Source organism: Streptomyces sp. NBC_00028 (assembly GCF_045041065.1).
GTDB lineage: Bacteria > Actinomycetota > Actinomycetes > Streptomycetales > Streptomycetaceae > Streptomyces.
The window spans coordinates 283,146-302,569 of record NZ_CP108293.1 but is presented as its reverse complement, the minus strand read 5'-3'; the positions used below and the strand labels follow the sequence as shown (position 1 = coordinate 302,569).

At 71.7% G+C, this 19,424-nt stretch carries 17 protein-coding genes; 6 read left to right on the top strand and 11 right to left on the bottom strand.

Features of this window, described 5'->3' with window-relative positions:
• Window positions 1-22 precede the first annotated feature (22 nt).
• Together OG885_RS01425 and OG885_RS01420 are read right to left on the bottom strand one after the other, a co-directional pair.
• A complete protein-coding gene (locus OG885_RS01425) occupies window positions 23-1,642 on the bottom strand; it encodes a phytoene desaturase family protein (RefSeq protein ID WP_405724648.1) in 1,620 nt (539 codons plus the stop codon).
• Entirely contained in the window at window positions 1,635-2,162 is a 528-nt protein-coding gene (locus OG885_RS01420) for an SRPBCC family protein (protein ID WP_405724646.1), read from the bottom strand. Before OG885_RS01420 ends, OG885_RS01425 begins: the two co-directional genes overlap by 8 nt.
• Before the next feature lie 275 nt (window positions 2,163-2,437).
• Between OG885_RS01420 and OG885_RS01415 the strand changes: the two genes are divergently transcribed.
• Window positions 2,438-2,896: an SRPBCC family protein gene (locus OG885_RS01415; RefSeq protein WP_405724644.1), complete on the top strand. Its 459-nt coding sequence runs from the start codon at window positions 2,438-2,440 to the stop codon at window positions 2,894-2,896.
• 115 nt (window positions 2,897-3,011) lie between these two features.
• On the opposite strand, the gene OG885_RS01410 is transcribed toward OG885_RS01415, so the two are convergent.
• Window positions 3,012-3,770, bottom strand: coding sequence for a DeoR/GlpR family DNA-binding transcription regulator (locus OG885_RS01410; protein ID WP_405724643.1), 759 nt, complete (start codon window positions 3,768-3,770; stop codon window positions 3,012-3,014).
• Window positions 3,771-3,818: 48 nt separating this feature from the next.
• On the opposite strand from OG885_RS01410, the gene OG885_RS01405 reads away from it, so the two are divergent.
• Entirely contained in the window at window positions 3,819-4,202 is a 384-nt protein-coding gene (locus OG885_RS01405) for a DUF4406 domain-containing protein (RefSeq protein ID WP_405724641.1), read from the top strand.
• The gene (locus OG885_RS01400; protein ID WP_405724639.1) at window positions 4,199-4,912 is read left to right on the top strand and encodes an NUDIX domain-containing protein; all 714 of its coding nucleotides are present in this window, start codon (window positions 4,199-4,201) and stop codon (window positions 4,910-4,912) included. The genes OG885_RS01405 and OG885_RS01400 overlap by 4 nt, the downstream gene beginning before the upstream one ends.
• A gap of 117 nt (window positions 4,913-5,029) precedes the next feature.
• Here the strand turns inward: OG885_RS01400 and OG885_RS01395 are convergent, their stop codons facing one another.
• The 7 genes from OG885_RS01395 to OG885_RS01365 all read right to left on the bottom strand — a co-directional run bounded on the left by OG885_RS01395 (window position 5,030) and on the right by OG885_RS01365 (window position 12,647).
• Complete coding sequence (locus tag OG885_RS01395) at window positions 5,030-5,950, bottom strand: YihY/virulence factor BrkB family protein (protein ID WP_405724637.1); 921 nt, start codon at window positions 5,948-5,950, stop codon at window positions 5,030-5,032.
• Window positions 5,940-6,452 (bottom strand): hypothetical protein, encoded by a 513-nt coding sequence (locus OG885_RS01390; protein ID WP_405724636.1) that lies wholly within the window; start codon window positions 6,450-6,452, stop codon window positions 5,940-5,942. The genes OG885_RS01395 and OG885_RS01390 overlap by 11 nt, the downstream gene beginning before the upstream one ends.
• Window positions 6,453-6,703: 251 nt before the next feature.
• The gene (locus OG885_RS01385; protein ID WP_405724634.1) at window positions 6,704-6,856 is read right to left on the bottom strand and encodes a hypothetical protein; all 153 of its coding nucleotides are present in this window, start codon (window positions 6,854-6,856) and stop codon (window positions 6,704-6,706) included.
• A 1,032-nt stretch (window positions 6,857-7,888) separates the two neighbouring features.
• Window positions 7,889-9,064 (bottom strand): PP2C family protein-serine/threonine phosphatase, encoded by a 1,176-nt coding sequence (locus OG885_RS01380; protein WP_405742533.1) that lies wholly within the window; start codon window positions 9,062-9,064, stop codon window positions 7,889-7,891.
• Between the two features lie 219 nt (window positions 9,065-9,283).
• Complete coding sequence (locus tag OG885_RS01375) at window positions 9,284-11,287, bottom strand: CASTOR/POLLUX-related putative ion channel (RefSeq protein WP_405724632.1); 2,004 nt, start codon at window positions 11,285-11,287, stop codon at window positions 9,284-9,286.
• 208 nt (window positions 11,288-11,495) lie between these two features.
• Complete coding sequence (locus tag OG885_RS01370) at window positions 11,496-12,449, bottom strand: YihY/virulence factor BrkB family protein (RefSeq protein WP_405724630.1); 954 nt, start codon at window positions 12,447-12,449, stop codon at window positions 11,496-11,498.
• A complete protein-coding gene (locus OG885_RS01365) occupies window positions 12,450-12,647 on the bottom strand; it encodes a hypothetical protein (RefSeq protein ID WP_405724628.1) in 198 nt (65 codons plus the stop codon).
• Between the two features lie 297 nt (window positions 12,648-12,944).
• On the opposite strand from OG885_RS01365, the gene OG885_RS01360 reads away from it, so the two are divergent.
• Window positions 12,945-14,168, top strand: a complete 1,224-nt coding sequence (locus tag OG885_RS01360) for a phospholipase D-like domain-containing protein (protein ID WP_405724626.1) — start codon at window positions 12,945-12,947, stop codon at window positions 14,166-14,168.
• Window positions 14,169-14,327: 159 nt separating this feature from the next.
• Here the strand turns inward: OG885_RS01360 and OG885_RS01355 are convergent, their stop codons facing one another.
• Entirely contained in the window at window positions 14,328-14,912 is a 585-nt protein-coding gene (locus tag OG885_RS01355; RefSeq protein WP_405724624.1) for a tetratricopeptide repeat protein, read from the bottom strand.
• A gap of 147 nt (window positions 14,913-15,059) precedes the next feature.
• On the opposite strand from OG885_RS01355, the gene OG885_RS01350 reads away from it, so the two are divergent.
• Together OG885_RS01350 and OG885_RS01345 are read left to right on the top strand one after the other, a co-directional pair.
• A complete protein-coding gene (locus OG885_RS01350; protein WP_405724622.1) occupies window positions 15,060-15,500 on the top strand; it encodes a hypothetical protein in 441 nt (146 codons plus the stop codon).
• A complete protein-coding gene (locus OG885_RS01345; protein WP_405724620.1) occupies window positions 15,497-19,327 on the top strand; it encodes a hypothetical protein in 3,831 nt (1,276 codons plus the stop codon). Before OG885_RS01350 ends, OG885_RS01345 begins: the two co-directional genes overlap by 4 nt.
• The last annotated feature ends 97 nt before the right edge of the window (window positions 19,328-19,424 follow it).

The following is a 19,424-nucleotide window of genomic DNA, read 5'->3' as shown; positions in this document are numbered from 1 at the left end:
CATGCGGGGCGGCGTCTTGGGGTCAGCGTCTGGTTCCGGTGCGGTCGCGGTGGGTGAGCACGTGTTGGGCGCGGGTGAGGCCGGGCGGTCGGTGGCGGTGCAAGGCGGCGCGTGCCGCGTTGGCGCCCGGGGCGCCGTGCACTCCGCCGCCGGGGTGGGCGCCGGAGGAAGCCAGGAAGAGGCCGGGGACCGGGGTCTCCGGGCGTCCGGTGCCGGGTAGGGGGCGGAAGACGAGTTGCTGGTGGAGGGCGGTCGTGCCGCCGTTGATGGCGCCGCCGTACAGATTGGCGTCCAGGGCCTGGAGGGTCGGGGGCGCGAGGATGCGGCGGGCGCGGACGAGGGCACGGAAGCCGGGTGCGAAACGCTCCACCTGGCGCTCGACCCGGTCGGCCATGAGCTCCTGGTCCTTGGTGTCCCACTGCCCGGTGATGCCCTCGTCGGCGGCGTCGGCGGCGATCTCGTGGGGGAGATGGGTGTAGGCCCAGGCCGATTCGGTGCCGCGCGGGGAGCGGGTGGCGTCCGAGGTGGTCATCTGCCCGAACAGCAGGAAGGGGCGGTCGGGCACCTGTCGCATGGCGATCTGGGCGGCGAAACGGGTCAGTTCGTCGACGCCGTCGGCGAGGTGGACGGTGCCCGCGCGGGACGCCTGCTCGGCCTGCCAGGGCACCGGTCCGTCGAGCGCCCAGTCGACCTTGAAGGTGGCGAAGTCCCACTGGAAGCGGCGCAGGTCGTCCAGGAGCTGTGCGGGCAGGTGCTCGGGGTCGACGAGACGGCCGTACAGCGCGGGCACCGACACGTCCGCCAGCACTGCCCGGCGGGCCGGCACCGCGTCGCCTGCCGCCGTACGGACGCCGACGGCCCGTCCGCCGCGGACGACGACCTCGTCCACCCGCTGTCCGCAGCGGACCCGCCCGCCGAGGGTCTGCAGACGCCTGGTCAGGGCTTGGGTCAGGGCGCCGGAGCCGCCGACGGGGACGGGGAAGCCGTACGTCTGTCCCAGCATGGCCATGAGCCAGCCGAAGCCGCCGCTGCCCGCCGATTCCGGGGCGAGGTCGGCGTGCAGTGCGTTGCCGGCCAGCAGGAGTCGGCCGCCCTGCCCACCAAACTCCTCCTCGCCCATCCGCCGTACCGGAAGGGCCAGCGTCCGGGCCATCCGCAGCCCCCCCGCGGCTCGCAGCCGCCAGGCCAGCCGGGCCGTGGCGCGCACCGGCGGGAACGGCGTGAACAAGGCGTCCAGCAGGTCCGGGCTCAGGCGCTGCCATACGTCGTGCAGGCGCCGCCACCCCTCGCCGTCGCCCGGCGCGAAGGCGTCGAGGGATGCGGCGGTGGTGTCGAGGTCGCGGTCCAGCAGGGCGCAGCTGCCGTCGGTGAGGGGGTGGGCGAGCACGCTGGGGGAGTGGCTCCACCGCAGTCCGTGGTCCTGCAGGCGCAGGGCGGCCAGTACCGGGGAGGCGGCGGCGAGCGGGTAGAAGGAGCTGAAGAGGTCGTTGACGAAGCCGGGATCGACCCCGCGGTCGTGACGGACCGCACCGCCGGGTTCCGGCTGCTCCTCCAGTACCTCGACGCTCCACCCCGCGTCCGCCAGCACGTTGGCGGCCACCAGGCCGTTGGGGCCCGCGCCGATCACCACGGCGTCAGGCATGAGCGGGCCCCTCCCGTCCCGGTCCGGCCCGGTCGACGGGGACGAGGTGCGGCGCCTCTCTGATGTCCCGGGCGTCCCGCTCGTGCGGCGCCGGGTGCTCGCAGAGCCGGGCCAGCCGGGCGAGCATGGTGCGGTGGCGCAGCTGGATCAGCGCGTCGAATCCGATGTTGTGGAGTGTGCCGCCCGCTCCCCGCAAGGGGTGCTCGTCCACGATGACCAGGCTGTGCTCGCCCCACTCCCGCAGCTCGATGGCGATGCGCGCCGTGCCCAGCACGCCCGCGTGGGCCTCCAGCTCCAGGGCGACGCCTTCCTCGCAGTGCCGTACCACCGTCTCGTTGACCAGGCGCAGCGGGCCGAGCGGGACCTCGAAGCGGATCGCCGCGTCCCGGCGCGGCCACTCGCCGCGGACCGGCTCGGACCGTGAGGTCCCCACGACCCACTCCGCGTAGCGGTGGCCGTCCGCGAGGACGTCCCACACCACGTGCGGGCTGACTTGGATCAGACGATGACGACGGGCCACGGATACCTCCCGGACTGCCTCGGGCGGGGTGCCCTGCGGCGGCGCCCCGAGTGCCCGTGGATCCGGAAGCCAACCAGAGGCGCGGGCCGTCCTGGGCGGGATTTCGGTGCGCTGTACAGAGGACTTCCGCGCTTTCCTCCTGCGCGGATGCGCTGCGGGCTCCGCCCGTCTCGCGTGGTGGCCGACCCTCCCGTAGGGTCACTGTGCCGTCATGGCAGAACCGCTCGTTAAGGCAAGCCACGCGCCTGTCGTGGCTCGACCGATGAGGAGTGCCCATGTCCGGACAGTTCGAGGCGGTCGTCGAGATCGACCGGCCTGTGAAGGAGGTGTACGACTACCTCGCCGACGGGCGCAACGACCCGCAGTTCAGCCCGCGGGTCCTCAGGATCGAACGGATCCCGGAGACGCCGACGGCCGTGGGCACGGTCTTCCGGAGCACCGTGAAGGACGCCGGAATGAAGACCGCTCGGGAGTTCCGCATCACCGAACTCGACGCTCCGGTGAAGATCCGCTGGACCGAGGTGTCCAGGAACAGCGTGACCGTGCGCGAGGGCGGCTACGACCTGGAGGCCCTGCCCGACGGCAGGACGCGCGTCCGCATCTTCAACGTCCTGGACGGTCATGGACTGGGCAAGCTGCTGGTCGGCCTGGCACTGGTCGCGGCCCGCAAGGACGCGCCTGCCTTCGGGGCCCGGATCAAGGCGGCGGCGGAGTCGGCGATCTCGCCTGGCTGACTGGGTCGAAGGCAGCGACGGGTCCTTCTGCCGGAGGCAGCCGCTGGTCTTCGTGTCGGGGAGGGCCGTTCGTTTCCCTTCGAGGAGACGGCCGCCGGTGGTCAGGTGGCGGCTTTCAGTCGGCCACGAGGACGTCCACGCCCTGTGCCTCGAGCTGTCCGATGACCGGGTCGTGGGAGTCGGTGTCGGTGATCAGCCCGGTGACCTTCTCCCAGGGCAGGACGCGGTACTGCGAGGCCGTGCCGATCTTCTCGGAGGAGGCGAGGATGTAGGTGTCCGCGGCCCGCGCGGACAGGGCGCGTTTCATCGCCGCCTCGTCGGCGTCCGCGGTGGTCAGTCCCGCTTCGGGGTGAACGCCAGTGACACCGAGTAGGCACAGTTCGGCGGAGACGTTCTGCGCGGCCTCGACCGCGGCGGCGCCGCAGGTGACCGCCGAGTGTTTGAAGACGCGGCCCCCGAGCAGGAAGAGTTCCGCCCGCGGGTGGTCGATGAGGGCCGTGGCGATCGTCGGACTGTGGGTGATCACGGTGCAGGTGAGGTCCTTCGGCAGGGCCCGTGCCACGGCGAGGGCGGTGGTGCCGCCGTCGAGGATCACCGAGCCGCCCGGCCGCACGAGTCCGGCGGCCATCGAGGCGACCCTGCGTTTGCCGTCCGGGGCAACTGTCTGCCGGGCGTCGTAGTCCGCCACCGCGGGAGACACGGGCAGCGCGCCGCCGTAGACCCGCTGGCACAGTCCCTCGGCGGCGAGGTCCCGCAGGTCGCGCCGCACGCTGTCCTCGGAGATGCCCAGGTCGGCGGCGACGTCCTTGGCCACGATCTTTCCTGTGCGGGCGAGCAGATCGAGCAGGTGCTCGCGCCGTTCAGCAGCCAGCATTCACGTTCCTTCCTGTTCTTGCATGATTTTGCATGTATGTTAGCAGCCATGACCAACAAACCCTTGCTGATCCTGATCGCCGGCCCGTACCGCTCCGGCACCAACGGCGACCCACGTGCCATGGCCGCCAACCTCGCCCGCCTCGAAACTGCCGCCTGGCCCATCTTCGCGGCCGGCCATCTCCCCGTGATCGGCGAGTGGATCGCTCTGCCCGTCCTCCGGTCCGCCGACGCGGGCCCCACCGACCCACTCGCCGACCAAGTGCTCTACCCGACCGCCGACCGACTCCTCGCCCGCTGCGACGCCGTGCTGCGCCTGCCGGGCGAATCCGCCGGCGCCGACCAGGACGTCGCCACCGCCCGCCGCCGCGGCCTGCCCGTCTACCACGACGTCGCGGAGATTCCCCGCCGCGTCCCGCAGGAGACCGTGTGACCAGCCGCCCAGGCATCGACATCCCCGACCATCGCGGGCGCACGGGTCTTCACCTGGCCGGGCGCGGCCTCGACCGCAACCCCGACGTCCGGATACGCGACGTCGAAGTCACCTCCCAGGGCTGGCACGTCCTGCGCCGCACCACCTTCGACTACCGGCGCCGCGACGGACGGTGGCAGACTCAGCAGCGCGAGACCTACGACCGCGGCAACGGTGCCGTCGTCCTGCCCTACGACACCGACCGCGGCTGCGTCCTGCTCACCCGTCAGTTCCGTTACCCGGCTTACGTCAATGGCCACCCCGACGGCATGCTCATCGAGGCGGCGGCGGGACTGCTCGACGCGGACGACCCGCACACGGCGATCCGTCGCGAAAGCGCCGAGGAGCTCGGCGTCGCACTCGGCGCACTCACCCACGTCCTCGACGCCTACATGAGCCCAGGCTCAGTCACCGAACGCCTCCACTACTTCGCCGCCCCCTACACCCCGGCCGACCGAACCGGCACCGGCGGAGGACTTGAGGAGGACGGCGAGGACATCGAGGTCCTCGAACTCCCCTTCGCCGAGGCCCTCGCCATGACCCGCAACGGCCGTATCACCGATGGCAAGACCATCCTGCTCCTGCAATGGGCGGCCCTGCACGGGCCCTTCGCCGGTGGCAGGGGCCAGCAGGCGGACCAAGCGGACGTGGTTCTTCGCCGATGCGGGTGAGGCCTCGACGCTTTTACGTATGCCGGTGCAGTCCCGTGACAGCGATGGCCCACGAGTGACGGAAGCGAACCGTGGTCGCTTGACGGAGCGTCAGCTCACTGCGACGGCGATGACGTGCTACGACGCGGAGCCCTTCCTGGCGCCGTGTGCGGAGGCACCCTTGCTCAGTTCGGCGGTGAACTGGGCACCGCTGAGCAGCGCGAGGTTGGACAGCCACAGCCAGATCAGGAAGACGACGACGCCGGCGAGGGAGCCGTAGAGCCTGCTGTATGTGCTCAGGGTGGAGGCGTACACCGCGAAACCGGTGGAGACGGCCAGCCACAGCACGGCGGCCAGGACACCGCCCGGCAGACTGTTCGCCCGCAGACGGGCCTCGGCCGGGCCGGTGTGGAAGACGACGATGACCAGCAGCCCCACCAGGAACAGCAGCAGCGGCCAGCGCAGGACGCTCCAGCCCCAGGCCACCGTGGCACGAAGCCCGAGTACCTGGCCCAGGTCCTCGGCGAGTGGCCCGGTCAGCAGCAGGGCCAGGGAGCCGGTGAGCAGCAGGACCAGCAAGGCCAGCGCGGTGAGCAGGATGCGGTGGGCCCGCCGCCAGGGAGAGCGCTGGTCCTCGACGCGGTGCATGTGGTGCAGCGCCCGGCGGAAGACGGCGAGATAGCTGGAGGCGGACCACAGCGCGCTCACGGTCCCGGCGACCAGCAGCGGCCACGCCGTGCTGTCCGCGCCCAGCATCCGCGACAGCGCGGCGTGCAGGTCGCCGGCGGACTCGGCGGGCGCGTACGCGGTGACTTGGGTGACGAACTCCTGTGCCGTGCCGGGGCTGATGAGGCCGAACGACAGGACCGTCACCAGCAGCGCGGGCAGCACGGAGAGGATCGCGTAGTACGTCAGGGCTGCGGCGTAGTCGGATATGTCGTCGTTCCACAGCGACACCGGTGTGCGCCGCAGGGCAGACCACCAGGTGCCGCCCGGCCGGGGGTGGCCGGTGCGGGGGAGCACGGGGCGGGTGTCGCCGGCGTAGGGGTCAGCGGACATGGGGCTGGCGATTCTCTACGGCGCTGAGGCGCAGGCGGGTGTGAGGGCTGTACGGCGCGGCCAACTCCTCGGCCTCGGCGGCCGAGCGGTCGACCGTTGCTGCGACCCGCGGGGCGGGGGAGCGCACGGTCCTGGGTCGGCGCAGTCCGGGGGTGACAGCGAGCACGATCATCCATAGGCCGAGCAGCGCCGTGAGACCGCTCGCCACGGTCACCGACGGGTCACCCGGCCCGTGTTGCCACAGCCACCGCACGGCGCCGCTGCGCCAGAGCACCGCGGAGCGCTGCATGATCATGCCCAGGGCGAGGGCGAGGGCGACGGCGCCGCAGACGCGCTGCACCCTGATCCGTGCGGCGGCCACGGTGAGCCCGTTCAACTCCCCTGCGTGGCAGGCGACATGCCCTATCTGACCCGTTGCGGTCTCCACGGAGGCCCGCTCGGCGAACGTGGGGACGGCCCGGTCCGTGATCGTGGTGGTGTCTCGCTGCGCGGCGGCGGTCATCGGGGGCTCCGCGCGAACGCGCCCTGTATAGCTCGTACATCCCGTACGCTGCCGCCGCTCCCGCCCCAGCGACCCGCCGCCCAGCCGAGGGCGCTGAGCGCGTCCACGAGCAGGAACGCGCCGAAGCCGCCGAAGCCGCCGAAGAACCGAGCGAACGCGAGGACCATTCCCGCGGTCATCCCTACGAACGGTGCGTTCACGCCCGTCCACCTCCCACCTGGATCTGCTGCCGTCCACGCGTGCCCGGGCCATTACTCGACCGCGGAGATCACGTTCTCCCGTTTGCCGACCTCGACCTGGTCGGCCCCGGTGGCGCAGCCTGCTACGGCCGTGGTCGCGTCGATCGGGCCGCTGGCCCGTGGTGCGGGTGCGTCCTTGATGGATGTCGGGGTCTGCGTGGTCATGGTCGTGCCCTTCCTGCCGTGACTCGTTCGTGAGGTGCCTGTACTCGTTTCGACCCGCAGCGGCCGCCGCTGTGACGCGGATGCCCGAAAAAGACTGCGAGGAACACCCGGCGGGGCCGCGAGCTGGGTGGCATTCCGCTGGAGCGTGGCAAGGAAGCGGGTGTCGAACGGCGACGCCCGGACCGCCTCGGCGTCCGGGAGTGCCACCGTCGCCGGGCCCGCAGACCGACCGCGTCACCGGACAGCGGCGATACGTTTGTTGGTCCGGGCGACGAGGACGGCTTCGCGGCGCGCGTGCAGCGTCGCGCGTCGGCCTTGGTGCGGCGGGCGGCCCTAGTGTCGGCGGCCGAACAGCGCGCCTGCTGGGTAGGGCGCGAACTGGACGGCCGGTCCTGCAAGTCATTGCGGATGCCGTCGGTATCGGCCAGGGGGCCGTTGAGCCCGCTTCTTCCTTGCGTCGCTGCCTGACACACGCGCACTGGGAGCCGGCGACGCCCCCCCACACCGACTCGCCCGAGGGCGCCAGGGCTGACACAGACGACAGCGGATGCCGACCGCTGTCGCAGGTCTGGGACGACTGGGAGCGGCAGGTCCCGCCGACCCGTCCCCTGCCGTCTGCCCGCACTGACGAGCGCGTACGAAGCCGGGCCGCCTCGCCCCGACCGGCCATGGACCTCGTCCGCCACGAACTGCGGCCAGGCCGCCCGCTGTCCTCTGGGCGAACCCGCCCAGGACTATCGGTCATGGAGACGGTCGCCGGGCGGGCTTCGTTCGGCGGCCGAGACGGTCGACGGCGTGCGTGCCGGGGCCTGCCGCATCCGGGGCAGGCCCCGCCGGCGCCGTCGAGGTCGCGTCGACATCCATGCGCCCGCATTCGGGGGCTGCGGCAACTCGCAGAGCGGGTACGGGAGGCCGCCGACCAGCAGTTGGGCATGGTCGTAGCGTCCGTGGACATCCGCGTCACCGGCCGCGTCGACCACCGAGCCGAGGGCCGGGAAGGGGACGCTGCAACGACCGCGTCCCGTTCAAAGGTCACTGCTTACGCGGCTGCCACTCGAACATCATGATGGTCGCGTCGTCCCGGAGCCGACTGGTCTCCACGTCCAGGATCGAGTGGATCAGCCTGCGCAGGGTCTCCGGGGCCAATTCGCCCGCGGCGGTGGCGCGGATGACGTAGTCGGCGAACCGCTGGAGTCCGAAGAGTTCCCCGTGCAGGGTGCGGGCCTCGGTGACACCGTCGGTGTAGAGCAGGACCCGATCGCCCGGCTGCAGGGTCACTTCGTGGATCCTGCGGTCGCGATCGCTCAGCAGGAACGGCAGTCCCAGTGGAGGGTCCGCCTCTCGTTCCAGTGCGTCCTCCATCATCTGCTGGTCTCGGATGAGCAGGGGCGCGGGATGCCCGCAGTTGCACCACCGCAGAACGCCCGAGGCGAGATCCAGTTGGGCGAGAATGCCGGTGCAGAACTGGTCGGGCAGCCATTGGGCCAGGGCCTCGTCCACGGTCTGCACGAGTTCCGGCAGGTCGGCTCCGATCCGGCGGGCGTTGCGGCAGGCTGCCAGCGAGAGGGCGCTGGTGAGGCCGGAGGCGAGATTGTGTCCCATGGCGTCGAAGACGGTGGCGTGAAGAGTCGTCTCGGTCAACGCGTGGTCGAAGGCGTCGCCACCGATCTCGTAAGCGGGTTCGAGGACAGCCGTGGAGACCACGCGCGCGTTGCCGATCGTCCGGGGCGGCAGGAAGGCGCGCAGCATCTCCGAGGGCAGTTGCATGCGTTCGGTGCGGGTGCGCTGGACGTAGGAGTCCTTGAAGGTGCGCCGTGAGGTGACCATCATCGCCACGAGTGTGGCCAGGGCCTTGCCGCGGTTCAGGCAGGCGGCGGTGAGGGAGGGGCCGTGGACGGCCAGGACGCCCAGGCGCTCGGCGCCGTCGAGCAAGGGGAACCAGGCCGTCACCGCGCCCGACTCCGCGGGCTCGACCCGCAGGGACTGGGTGCGATACGTCCAGCCGGCCAGGGAGTCGTCGATGGGCAGTGTCGCGGTCACGTCGGTGAGCGGGACCAGGTGACGCTGCTGGATGTCGGCGAGGTAGGCCACCGCGTGATGCAGGCCGAGGGCCTTGGTGCAGCGGGCCATGGCGGTGGTGAGGTCGACGGTCCGGTTGGCCGGGTCGGCCAGGAACTGCTGCAGTTGGTCGTCACCGGCCTCGGGCATCGTCACCCCGTCTCGCCTCCCTCGTGCCGTGTGCCGTCCGGCGCACGCCATCCAGCAGTCTCACACCGGGGGTACGTGGGCGCACTCGGACGGCCGTTCCCGGGTGACGCGGGGCGCTGGAATCAGCGCCCCGCGAGTGGCCGGGGTGTCGTCGGCCTTCGAGGAACGACTGTGGTCCCAGGACCGCGCCCTGGACTGGCGGCTCGCACGCCAGATCGTTCAACCGTGTGGCAGCTCCGCCGCGGGGGCGTCGTCCTGGTGGGGGCGCCTGGTGAGGGGGACGGAGAGCGGGTCGGCGTCGCCGGTGGGGGTGATGGCGTGGCCGGGGGTCAGTACCAGAACCTCGTCCTGGGCTTTCCACACGCGTCGTTCGGACTGCCCGGGGCAGAGACGGATTCCCGGCGACTTGGAGTCGGCGCGGGGATCGTTGCTGCGGTAGCCGATCGCGGCCTGTCCGCGGGCGAGTGCCGCCGCGGTGACCGTGGCGAAAGACGCTTCGAGGCCGGGGCGGATGTAGTCGGTGGCGCAGCGCAGGGCCAGGGCTCCGCCGCGCGCGGTGAAGATCTCCTCGAACACGGCGGCGAGAGCGGGGTCGTGGGAGATCTGGGTCATGAGCAGCGCGGTCAGTTCACCACGGACGACGGCGTCCGACATGGCACCCAGGGGGGCCAGCAGCCGGGCGCGGTGGTCGTGCAGCTCGGCGACCACGTGCATGCGTCGGCCTGTCTCTTCTTCGTGGGCCTTGAGCATCAGCAGGGTCAGCAGGGTCTTGTCGTCGGGCCGTGAGGGGGCGGGAGGGTTCTCGTCGCGCAGGACGATGACGCTGTCGTAGCGGGAGGGATCCAGGGCACGCAGGGTCGCGAAGCAGGTGGGGTCACCGGTGTGGTGGCTGACGCGGAGGCGGCCGGAGTCGTCGGAGTGCGCCAGATGGGCGGCTGCCTCAGGTGGACCCGTGTCCGGATCGGTGACGACGTCCAGGACGGAGCCCGGCCGGGAGGTCCGGCGCAGGATCTCCACGACGAACGGCGCCCTGCGGTTCCAGCCCAGCACCAGGGTGCGCATCGGGCCGTCAGCCTGTTCGACGGCGGGCGCGAGGACAGTCGCGTCGATGTGGGCACGGCAGTCGGTGGCTGTGCCTGGGTGGTCGTCATGGGCGACCATCACCAGCCGGTCGCCGGGACGGGGCACGGTGCCCGGCGGCGGGGTGAGGTGAGGTGTGCCGTCGGCTCGCAGGATCCCGACCACGCACGCTTCCTCGAAGGCCAGGGCCAGTTCCTCGTACGGCCGGTCCGCCGGACCCGGGACCTCGACGGTGTGGAACTCGGCTCCGGAGAAGTCGAGGAGGTCGTGCAGGGCGGTCGGCAGGCCCGGCTGGCGGGCCGACTGGACGAGCAGCCGAGCCGCGGTCCGATCGGCCTCCAGGACGGTGCTCCGCGGCCCGGCCGCGAGGCGTGCGGCATACAGGTGACGGCCGTCGCGCACCGTCGCCACCAGGCGCGGTCCGGTCCGGGGACCGAGCAGGGCGCGCAGTGCCAGGAGTGTGCGGATCACTCCCGCGTCGGAGTCGTCACGGGGAAGGACCAGTACCGACCGTGCCGCGCCCGGGTTCACGAGCGCGAGTGCCTCGGGATCGGTCGGGGCGCCGGTACGGCACACCAGGCGGGAGGCGTCCGCGATGCCGAGCCGCGTGGTGAGTTCGGTGTGCATGTCGGCCGAGTCCCGGTCCGCGAGTACGGTGACCACGTGCCGGGCGCGCCCGGACCGGGCCGCGAACAACTCGGCCACCACGGTGAAGACCTGCTCGGACCAGCCGAGCACGACGGTGTGACCGTGTTCCACCACGGTGGAGCGGCCGCGGCGCAGTTCCGCCAGCCGGTCGCCCAGGCCCGTGGTGATGACACCCACGACCGTCGACACACACAGCAGGGCGATGAGGCCGAGGACCGCGGCGAGCAGCATGCGCAGGGGAGCGCCCGTCACCCCGCTGAGCCGCAGCGTCTCGGCACTGGTTCGCCACACGGCGGTGAGCCGGCCTGTCACGGAGGGCGGCGCCTGCGGGTCGGTCCACACCAGCAGCGCGCTGACCGGGACGACGAGGGTCAGACAGCCCAGGGCGAGCCAGCCGAGCAGCGCTCCGGTGCTGCGGGCCAGGGTTCTGTCGAAGAGGTACCGCGCCCGATCACGTAAGAGAGGCGTCTCCTGACGCCGTCCCGTCTCCGCCACCTGTTCTCCTCACTCGGCGTTCGGAGACGAAGCGTGCAGAATCCGACACCGGCGACACGCCGCCTCACCGGGACATTCATCCTTTCGAGCTGACGGGCGGGGCTGAAACCCCGCCGCGGCGCTCGGAGTTCACCAGCGGACCATTGCCGCCACGGCGCGAAGAGGACCGTGCTGAGATAGGTGCCGCAAGGTGGCGTCCGTGCCCATGTCAGACCCCTGGGTCGTCCTGGACCGGTCCGGGGCGTCGGCCGCGCGCCGCTTCCAGTTGTGCCGCGAAGGACAGTCCGAGCAGCAGGGCTATGGACGTGAGGTAGGCCCACAGCAGCAGGGACATGAACGCGCTGAGGGGGCCGTAGACGGTGTCGAAGGAACCACTGAGGTTCAGATAGAGGCTCAGCGCCCAGGTCAGGGTCATCCACAGCACGAGATACACGGCCGCGCCGAAGGCGAGCCAGGTGTAGCCGGGTTGGTCGCGGCGTGGCGAGCGGCGGAAGATGACGCTCGCGGAAATGAGGGCGAGCAGGAACCCGAGGGGCCAGCGCAGGATGTCCCAGGCGTGCAGGGTGCTGTCGTCGAGGTGGTAGACGGTGACCGCCGCCGCGGCGAGGGCGTCGCCGGCCACCATGAGGACGAACCCGAGGCCGAGCGGCAGCCCGGCGCTGAGCGCCATCACCAGACCGCGCAGGTACTTGAGGTGGAAGGGGCGGTCGCGTTCGTTGCCGTAGATCCGGTTGGCGCCCCGCTCGATCTGACACATGGCGGTGGTGACGTTGACCAGGGAGAAGACGGCGCCGAACCACAGAGCGACCTCGGCACCGGCACCGGAGTCGCGTCGGCTGCGGTCGAGTGCGTCGTCGACGACTGCCGCGCTCGGGCCCTGGGCTATCCGGTGAATGGTCAGTTCCGCGAGCCTGCCGACGCTCTCGGTGTGCAGGCTGGTGGACAGGCCGACGAAGGCGATGGCGAGGGGGATGACCGCCAGCACCGTCTGCAGGGCGAGGGCCCGGGCATGGCTGAAGCCGTCGGCGTACCGGAAACGGATGAAGGCGTCGCGCAGCAGGGGCCAGCCGCCGTATCGGCGCAGAGCTGCCCAGGCCTCGTCGCCGGACAGTTCCTCTCCGGCCATGTCGCGTGTCTCGGGGACCTTTGTCGCCGTACCCATTCACTTGCCCCGTGCAGGCAGCAGCATCGTCAACGCGCCCGCGCCCGGAATCGTCTCCACGCTCAGGCGGTGGACGGACGTCATCGGGTCGCCGTCCAGTGCGCGTGGCTGGGCGCGGGCGGTGCACCGAACGGCCGGGGTGTCGGCCGGCCGTACCCCCAGAGTCATCGGCGGAGTGCGCCTTACGGTCGTCGGCATGCGTACTCCCCAGTTCAACGTGTCACGGCGATGGCCGGCCCGAGGCTCGCCCTCTGGCTTTCCGCCGTATGCCCGCTGAGCTTCAGCCCAGACCCTCAGTGATCGGTCTGCGGGTGCAGGTGGCCGGTGGACGAGTTCGCCGCCGGGTATGGGGCCCGGTCACTGACCGGCATTCACCGCTTCTGCACAAAGGTGTCTGTTGGGAGGAGTGCCGTGGTCTGGGCAGGGCAAGCGGCTTGTCGGGCTTGTCGGCCGGCGTGCACCGAGCCCTCTTCATGATCCGACGGGAGACAGCGCGTGATTCTTGACGGCATACCGACACCCCCGGCTGACGCCCCGGCTTCCGACGCCGCGCTCGCCGCACCCGAGGCGCGCAAGCAACGTCTGCGCCGTCGTCTGGAGCGGCTCATCGGTGTGGCTGCCACCGAGGGAAACGAGCTCGTCCGGCTGCGCAACGGTGATGAGATCTTTCCCGCGATGCTCGAAGCGATCCGTTCGGCCCGGCACACGATCGACATGATGACGTTCGTGTACTGGCGTGGACAGATCGCCCGGGACTTCGCCCGTGCCCTGGCCGATCGCGCACGGGCGGGAGTGCGGGTCCGTCTGCTCCTGGACGGCTTCGGCGCGCAGAAGATCGAACGGCAGCTGCTCGACCTGATGGACGAGGCGGGCGTGCACGTGGCGTGGTTCCGTAAACCCGTGTGGCTGTCGCCCTTCAAACAGAACCACCGCTGCCACCGCAAGGCCCTCGTCGTGGATGAGCGCACCGCCTTCACCGGCGGTGTCGGCATCGCCGAGGAATGGTGCGGCGACGCCCGGGGCCCGGGGGAATGGCGGGACACCCATGTGCAGGTGCGCGGTCCGGCCGTCGACGGCATCGCGGCCGCGTTCGCGCAGAACTGGGCCGAGTGCCATGAGGAGCTTTTCGACGACCGCGACCGTTTCACCGAACACGAGCAGGCCGGTTCGGCCGTTGTTCAGGTTGTGCGCGGGTCGGCCAGCATCGGCTGGCAGGACATGCAGACGCTCATCCGCGTCATGCTCACCTCCGCCGAGGAACGCTTCCGGCTCGCGACCGCGTACTTCGCACCCGACACGTACTTCATCGATCTGCTGTGCCGGACCGCCCAGCGCGGCGTGCAGGTGGAAATCCTGCTTCCCGGCCCGCATACGGATCAGCGTGCCTGCCAGCTGGCTGGGCAACACCACTACGCGCGTCTTCTGCAGGCCGGCGTGCACATCCGGCAGTACCAGCCGACCATGATGCACGCCAAGATCATCACGGTGGACTCGGTGGCCGCTCTGATCGGTTCCACCAACTTCAACCGCCGGTCCATGGACCACGACGAAGAGGTCATGCTCGCGGTGCTGGACGAGACCTTCACCGCCTCACTCGACCGCGACTACGAAGAAGACCTGAAACGCAGCGTGGACATCGATCTCACCCGGTGGAGACGGCGGGCCCTGCTCCAGCGCGCCAAGGAGACCGCCGTCACCCCCGTCCGACGCTTCCTATGACGTTGCTCCGGCGTCGGTACGAGGCCCGCACGGTGAACCACCAGCCGTGCCCGGAACGTCCCCGCGGGTGGCGGAAGCGGATCCCCCGAACAGGGCTGACTGATCCGCCGAGGGGAGCGGGCGGTCGTTCGGTGGTGTCGCTGCCGGGGCGCCGCCGCCTCAGCCGCCCACGTTGCGTTCTGCGATCCGCAGGTTGTTGGCGATGTCCACCCGCACCGGATGTCCGGCCGACAGGGTCATGCTCTGAGCGTGGGCGGTGCGCAGGACGGTGAGGCCGTCGCGGCGCAGGCCTGCGGCGAAGAGCGTCGCGCCGAGGGTGTTGGCGGTGGTGAGGGTGGATTCGTCGCCGGTTCCGAGACGGCGGGCGCGGCGTTGCCAGGTGTCGTCGAGAACCGCGACGGCCGCGGAGACGTCGCCCTGGATGGCCAGGGCCGCGCCGAGGTTGTGAGCGCAGTCGAGGGTCGCGGGGTCGTCGGGGCCCCAGGCGCGGGTGGCACGGTCGGTGGCCTCGCGGGCGATCTGCGCGGACGCAGCCGCTTTGCGTTGCTGGTAGAGGGTGGAGCCGAGCAGGTTGAGCAGGCCGATGGTCTCCTCGTGGGTCGCTCCCAACTCTGTCTCGCAGTCGGGCAGCAGGCGGCGTAGGAGCACCTCCGCCGCGTCGAAGTCACCGGTGTCGAACAGGACGCGCGCAGTGCGCAGTTGCCGGCGCAGGCCGGTGCTGTTCGGGCCCTTGCGACGCCACACGGCTCCCCCTCGTCCACGGCGTTGTCGCCGCGTCGCTGTTCCGTTGGTGCGGTCGACCACCGTATAACTGCGGCATGTTGATCGGGGAGGGCGCGGGCGTGGGCCGCGGTGTCAGGATGGGGCGGGCACGGTAACGGGAGGACGTTCATGATCGAATCATTGGCGGCGGTCGCGACGGCCGCTTCGACGACGCTCGTCGCCGCGATGGCGACGGACGCCTGGGGTGCCGCGCGCTCCGGGTTGCTGCGGTTGTTCGGGCGGAACGACCCATCGGGGCAGGACCCGCTGGTCGCGTTGTTGGAAAGTGAGGCCGCGCTGGTGTCCGGGGCGGAGGATCCGGAGGCGGCGCGGCGGCAGTTGGCGCCGGCGTGGCAGTTGCGGCTGGAGCAGTTCCTTCGCGCGCACCCCGAGGTGGCCGACGAGGTACGTGAGTTGACTCGGCGTTTGCAGGACGAGCTGCCTGCGCAGCAGCGCCACTGGGTGCAGCATGTCGAGGCGCGCGATCACGGGCAGGCGTTCGGCGCGCAGGGTGGGAACGTGATCGTCCATCAGGAGCCGGGCGCCGGCCGCGGTGACCGCGCGACGTGAGTGAGCAGCACGTCAGCGCGACGGGCGGGTTCGCCTACGGTGTCATCGGCGCGGATATCCATGTGTTCGGCGACGGCACGCCGTTGTACGTACTGCGCCGGTGGGCGCCGGCCCCCGACGCGGATCCGCAGTGGCTGCGCCAGCAGCCCAGCCGGATGCTCCACGCGCGGTTCGCCGTGGCGCCGTTCACCGGTCGGCAGGACGAGCTGGCGGCGCTGCACGCCTGGTGCGCCGACGGTCCGCAGCGGGCGGCGCGCTGGCTGCACGCGCCGGGCGGGCAGGGCAAGACCCGGCTGGCCCAGCAGTTGGCCGCCGAGTTGTCCGGACAGGGCTGGAAGGTGGTCAGCGCGGTGGAGGGGCCCGGGACCGTGCTGCCGCCGCCCGGCAGCCAGGATCTGACGCCGGACGACGCGGCCGGGCTCCTGCTCGTGGTCGACTACGCGGATCGCTGGCCGCTGACCACCCTCACCTGGCTGTTCAGCAACGCTCTGCTGCACCGGCCGGACGTGCGCGCCCGCGTGCTGCTGCTGGCGCGCGGCACTGATCCGTGGCCGGCGTTGCGCGGAGCGCTGGCCAGTGAGCAGATCGACGTGTCGACCCAGAGCCTCGGGCCTTTGGACGAGCCGAACGGCCCGGCGGCCGGGCAGGGCGAGCGCGGGGCGATGTTCCGTGTGGCACGCGCCGCCTTCGCCCAACGGTACGCAATCACAGCGCCGGTGGATGAACCCGACCTCGCCGACGATGACTTCGGGCTGGTGCTCGCCGTGCACATGGCCGCCCTGGTCGCCGTCGACGCAGCGGCCTCGGGGCGGCGCGCCCCGCCCGATCTGGCGGGGCTCACCCTCTACCTCCTCGACCGCGAGCACCTGGGCTGGGTGCTGCTGTACGAACGGCGGGGCGCCGGACGGATCACCCTGCCTCCCGCGGTCATGAACCGGGTGGTCTTCGCCGCCACCCTGAGCGGCGCGCAGCCCCAAGAGCGGGGAGCGTCGCTGGTGGACGCGCTGGAGATCGGACAGCCGACGCCCACGGTGCTGGCGGACCACAGCGTCTGCTATCCACCGCCCGACGGCGTGGACGGCTCCGTCCTGGAACCGCTCTATCCGGACCGGCTGGCGGAGGACTTCGCCGCGCTGACCGTGCCGGGCCACGCTGCCGACTACCCGGCGCAGGAGTGGGCGGCGGACACCGCGGGCACCGTGCTGCGGCACGGCCACAGCCCCGCCCGTGGGGTGTCCACGCTGATCGCGGCGGCGGCCCGCTGGCCGCACCTCGGGCCCGCCTGCCTGTATCCCCTGCTGGCCGCCGATCCCGCACTCGGCGTAGCCGCCGGGGGCGCCGCCCTCATGGCTCTGGCCGAGCTGCCCGACATCACGACGGCACTCTTGGAAGAGGTGGTGGCCGCCGTACCCCACCCGACCCCCGCGAACCTCGTGACGGGACAGGCCGCGGTCAATGTCCGTCTCTTCGCGTCTCGTATCGCGGCTGCACCGGACCGGCACGAACGCGCCTGGCTGTACGCCGGGCACGGCAATGACCTGAGCGAACTGGGGCGTACGCAGGAGGCGCTGCGCGCTGCGCAGCGCGGGGTCGAACTCTTCCAGGAGCTGGCCGCTGACGATCCGGACACCTACGAGGAGCACGTCGGCCGCACCTTGACCAACGTCGCCAGTCTGCTGCACCGCACCGGCGAGGTCGGCCAAGCGGTGGCGCACCAGCGGCGCGTGGTGGACCTCTTCACCCGTCTCGCCCGGGACGATCGGCGCCGCTACGAGGCGTACCGGGCGACCGCGCTGGCCAATGTCAGTGTGTATCTGGAGTCGGCCGGTCGGTGGGAGGAGGCGTATCGGGCCAACCAGGAAGCGGCGAACGCGTACCGCGAGTCCGCCGTCCACGACCCAGGGCAGCGAAAAGGGTTGGCGATCGCGCTGTCCAACGCGGCTGCCCTCACGTTCCGTTCGCCTGCGGAGGACGTCGCTCTGCGCGAAGCGGTGGAGCTGAGCCGGGAGTTGGTGCACGAGGGAACGCTGGTCGAGGACACACCGCTGGTCGCGTCGCTGGAGCGGCTGCGCGACCACCTGTCCGCGCGTGGCCGGCACGCCGAGGCCATCGCGCCGGCGCGGGAGGTGGTCGAGCTCAATCAGTACCTCGCCGAAGCCGACCCGCACCGGTACATCTCCGCGTGGACGACAGCACTGATGCGCCTGCACGGCATCCTGCTCGACTCAGGCCGTCCTCAGGAGGCCGTGGACGTCGGAGCGGAGGCGGTGACCCGGCTGCGCCGGCTGGCCGACCGCGCGCCCGCCACCTACCTGTCGTCCCTGGGCGACGCGGTGGTGCGCCAGAACAGCGCGCTCCGGGCTGCGGGCCTGCCGCCGGAACCGCCGGTCGACGTGCCCCGGCGGGTGCTCGACCCCGCCTCCCTGGGCCGGCACATGCCGGAGGCCCGGATCGCGGTGGCCGGCTGGCTCCCGGAGTTGCTGCCCAGTCCGCATGTGTCAGCGGCGGCAATGGAGGACACGGCGAGCGCTCTCGCGCGTCGGCGGGACTGGCCGGCCTATTGGGACCTCGTCTGCTCCGCTCCCCTCGCCGACGCGGTGCGCCTGGTGCGCCGGATCCCACGGCGCGCCGGGGCGCCGGACCGTCCGCTGGACGCGGAATTGTTCGACTGGCTGCGATCCCTCTCCCCGCGCCGCGTCCGCGCCCTCGTGGACGCGGCGGCCGGCGCGGCCACCCGGACGCTGCCCGAGGACTTCGGAGTGTTCTCCGCGGCACACAGCGCCTTCAGCCACGGCGGCGAGGTGCTGGCCATCGCGCGCCTGACGGACGCCTCGGACGAGCAGTCGCGCGAGGTGATCGAAAGCCTTGAACCGGATTCCGGCACACGAGCGGTGCTCCACCGCGGCTCCGTGCACCACGAGTCGCTCGCCGCTCTTGGCCCAGAAGACGTGGTCGCGCTGCGCCGCAGCGAAGGGTACGACGGGCGGGCGGAACTGGTTCGGCACACGTCGTTCGAGACACGGGTGCTGGCGCAGGGCCGCAGGCTGACCGGGGCGCACCTGGCGGCCACGGCGTACGGATGCGTGGTCTCGCTGCCCCTCACGCCCAACGTCCTGGTCCTTGAGACGACCGGAGAGTTGCGGCAGGTCGACCTCGACCAGTGGGCGCTGAGCACCGGCGGTCCGATGGCAGTGACCCCCAGGGGCGATCGCATGATGCTGTGCGACGGCTACCGCCTGGTCGCCGTCCACGCCGCACTCGGCCAGGCGCTGGACGCGGCCACGGCACCGGCGGAGCACACGCCAGTACGGGAGCTGGTCTTCACCGGGGAAGACTCGCTCGTGACGGCGGGCCGGAACGGTGGCCTGGTGCTGTGGCAGCTCGCCGCCGACGGGATGCGGCCGGTGGCGTCGCGCGACACCCCCATGCTGTCGCAACTGTGCGCGGTGCCGGCCTGGGGCGTGGTCAGCGGTCACGCCGGATCCGAGGGCCGAGTCCGCTTCTTCGACCCATGGCGGGGTCTCGCCCCGGTCGACGCCCCGCCCGCGATCGTCGGCGCCGCCCGCCGTCTGCGCGCGGTGCTGGCGGCGCCGGGCGGACGTCACGTCATCTACTCCGGGCAGCTCGACGTGGACGCGCCGCCACGGCGCCGCTCCTTCGCGTTCGTGACCCGGGTGCACGATCTGCACCACCCCGGTTCACTGCTGCAGCGGTCGCCGGCCGGCCTGAGCGACGCCGAGCGCACGGCGTTGGCCCAGGCCGACGGGGACAACCCGGGCGTGCGCGACCTGTTGCGCCTCGCACACGTGATGGCCACCCGCCTCTGACGACGCAGCGAGCGTCACCACGACCGGCGAGGAGCTGAGCGCGAGTGGCCACCTGAAGCACGCCGGTCTCACCCTGGTTATCGCGATCGGCTGACTC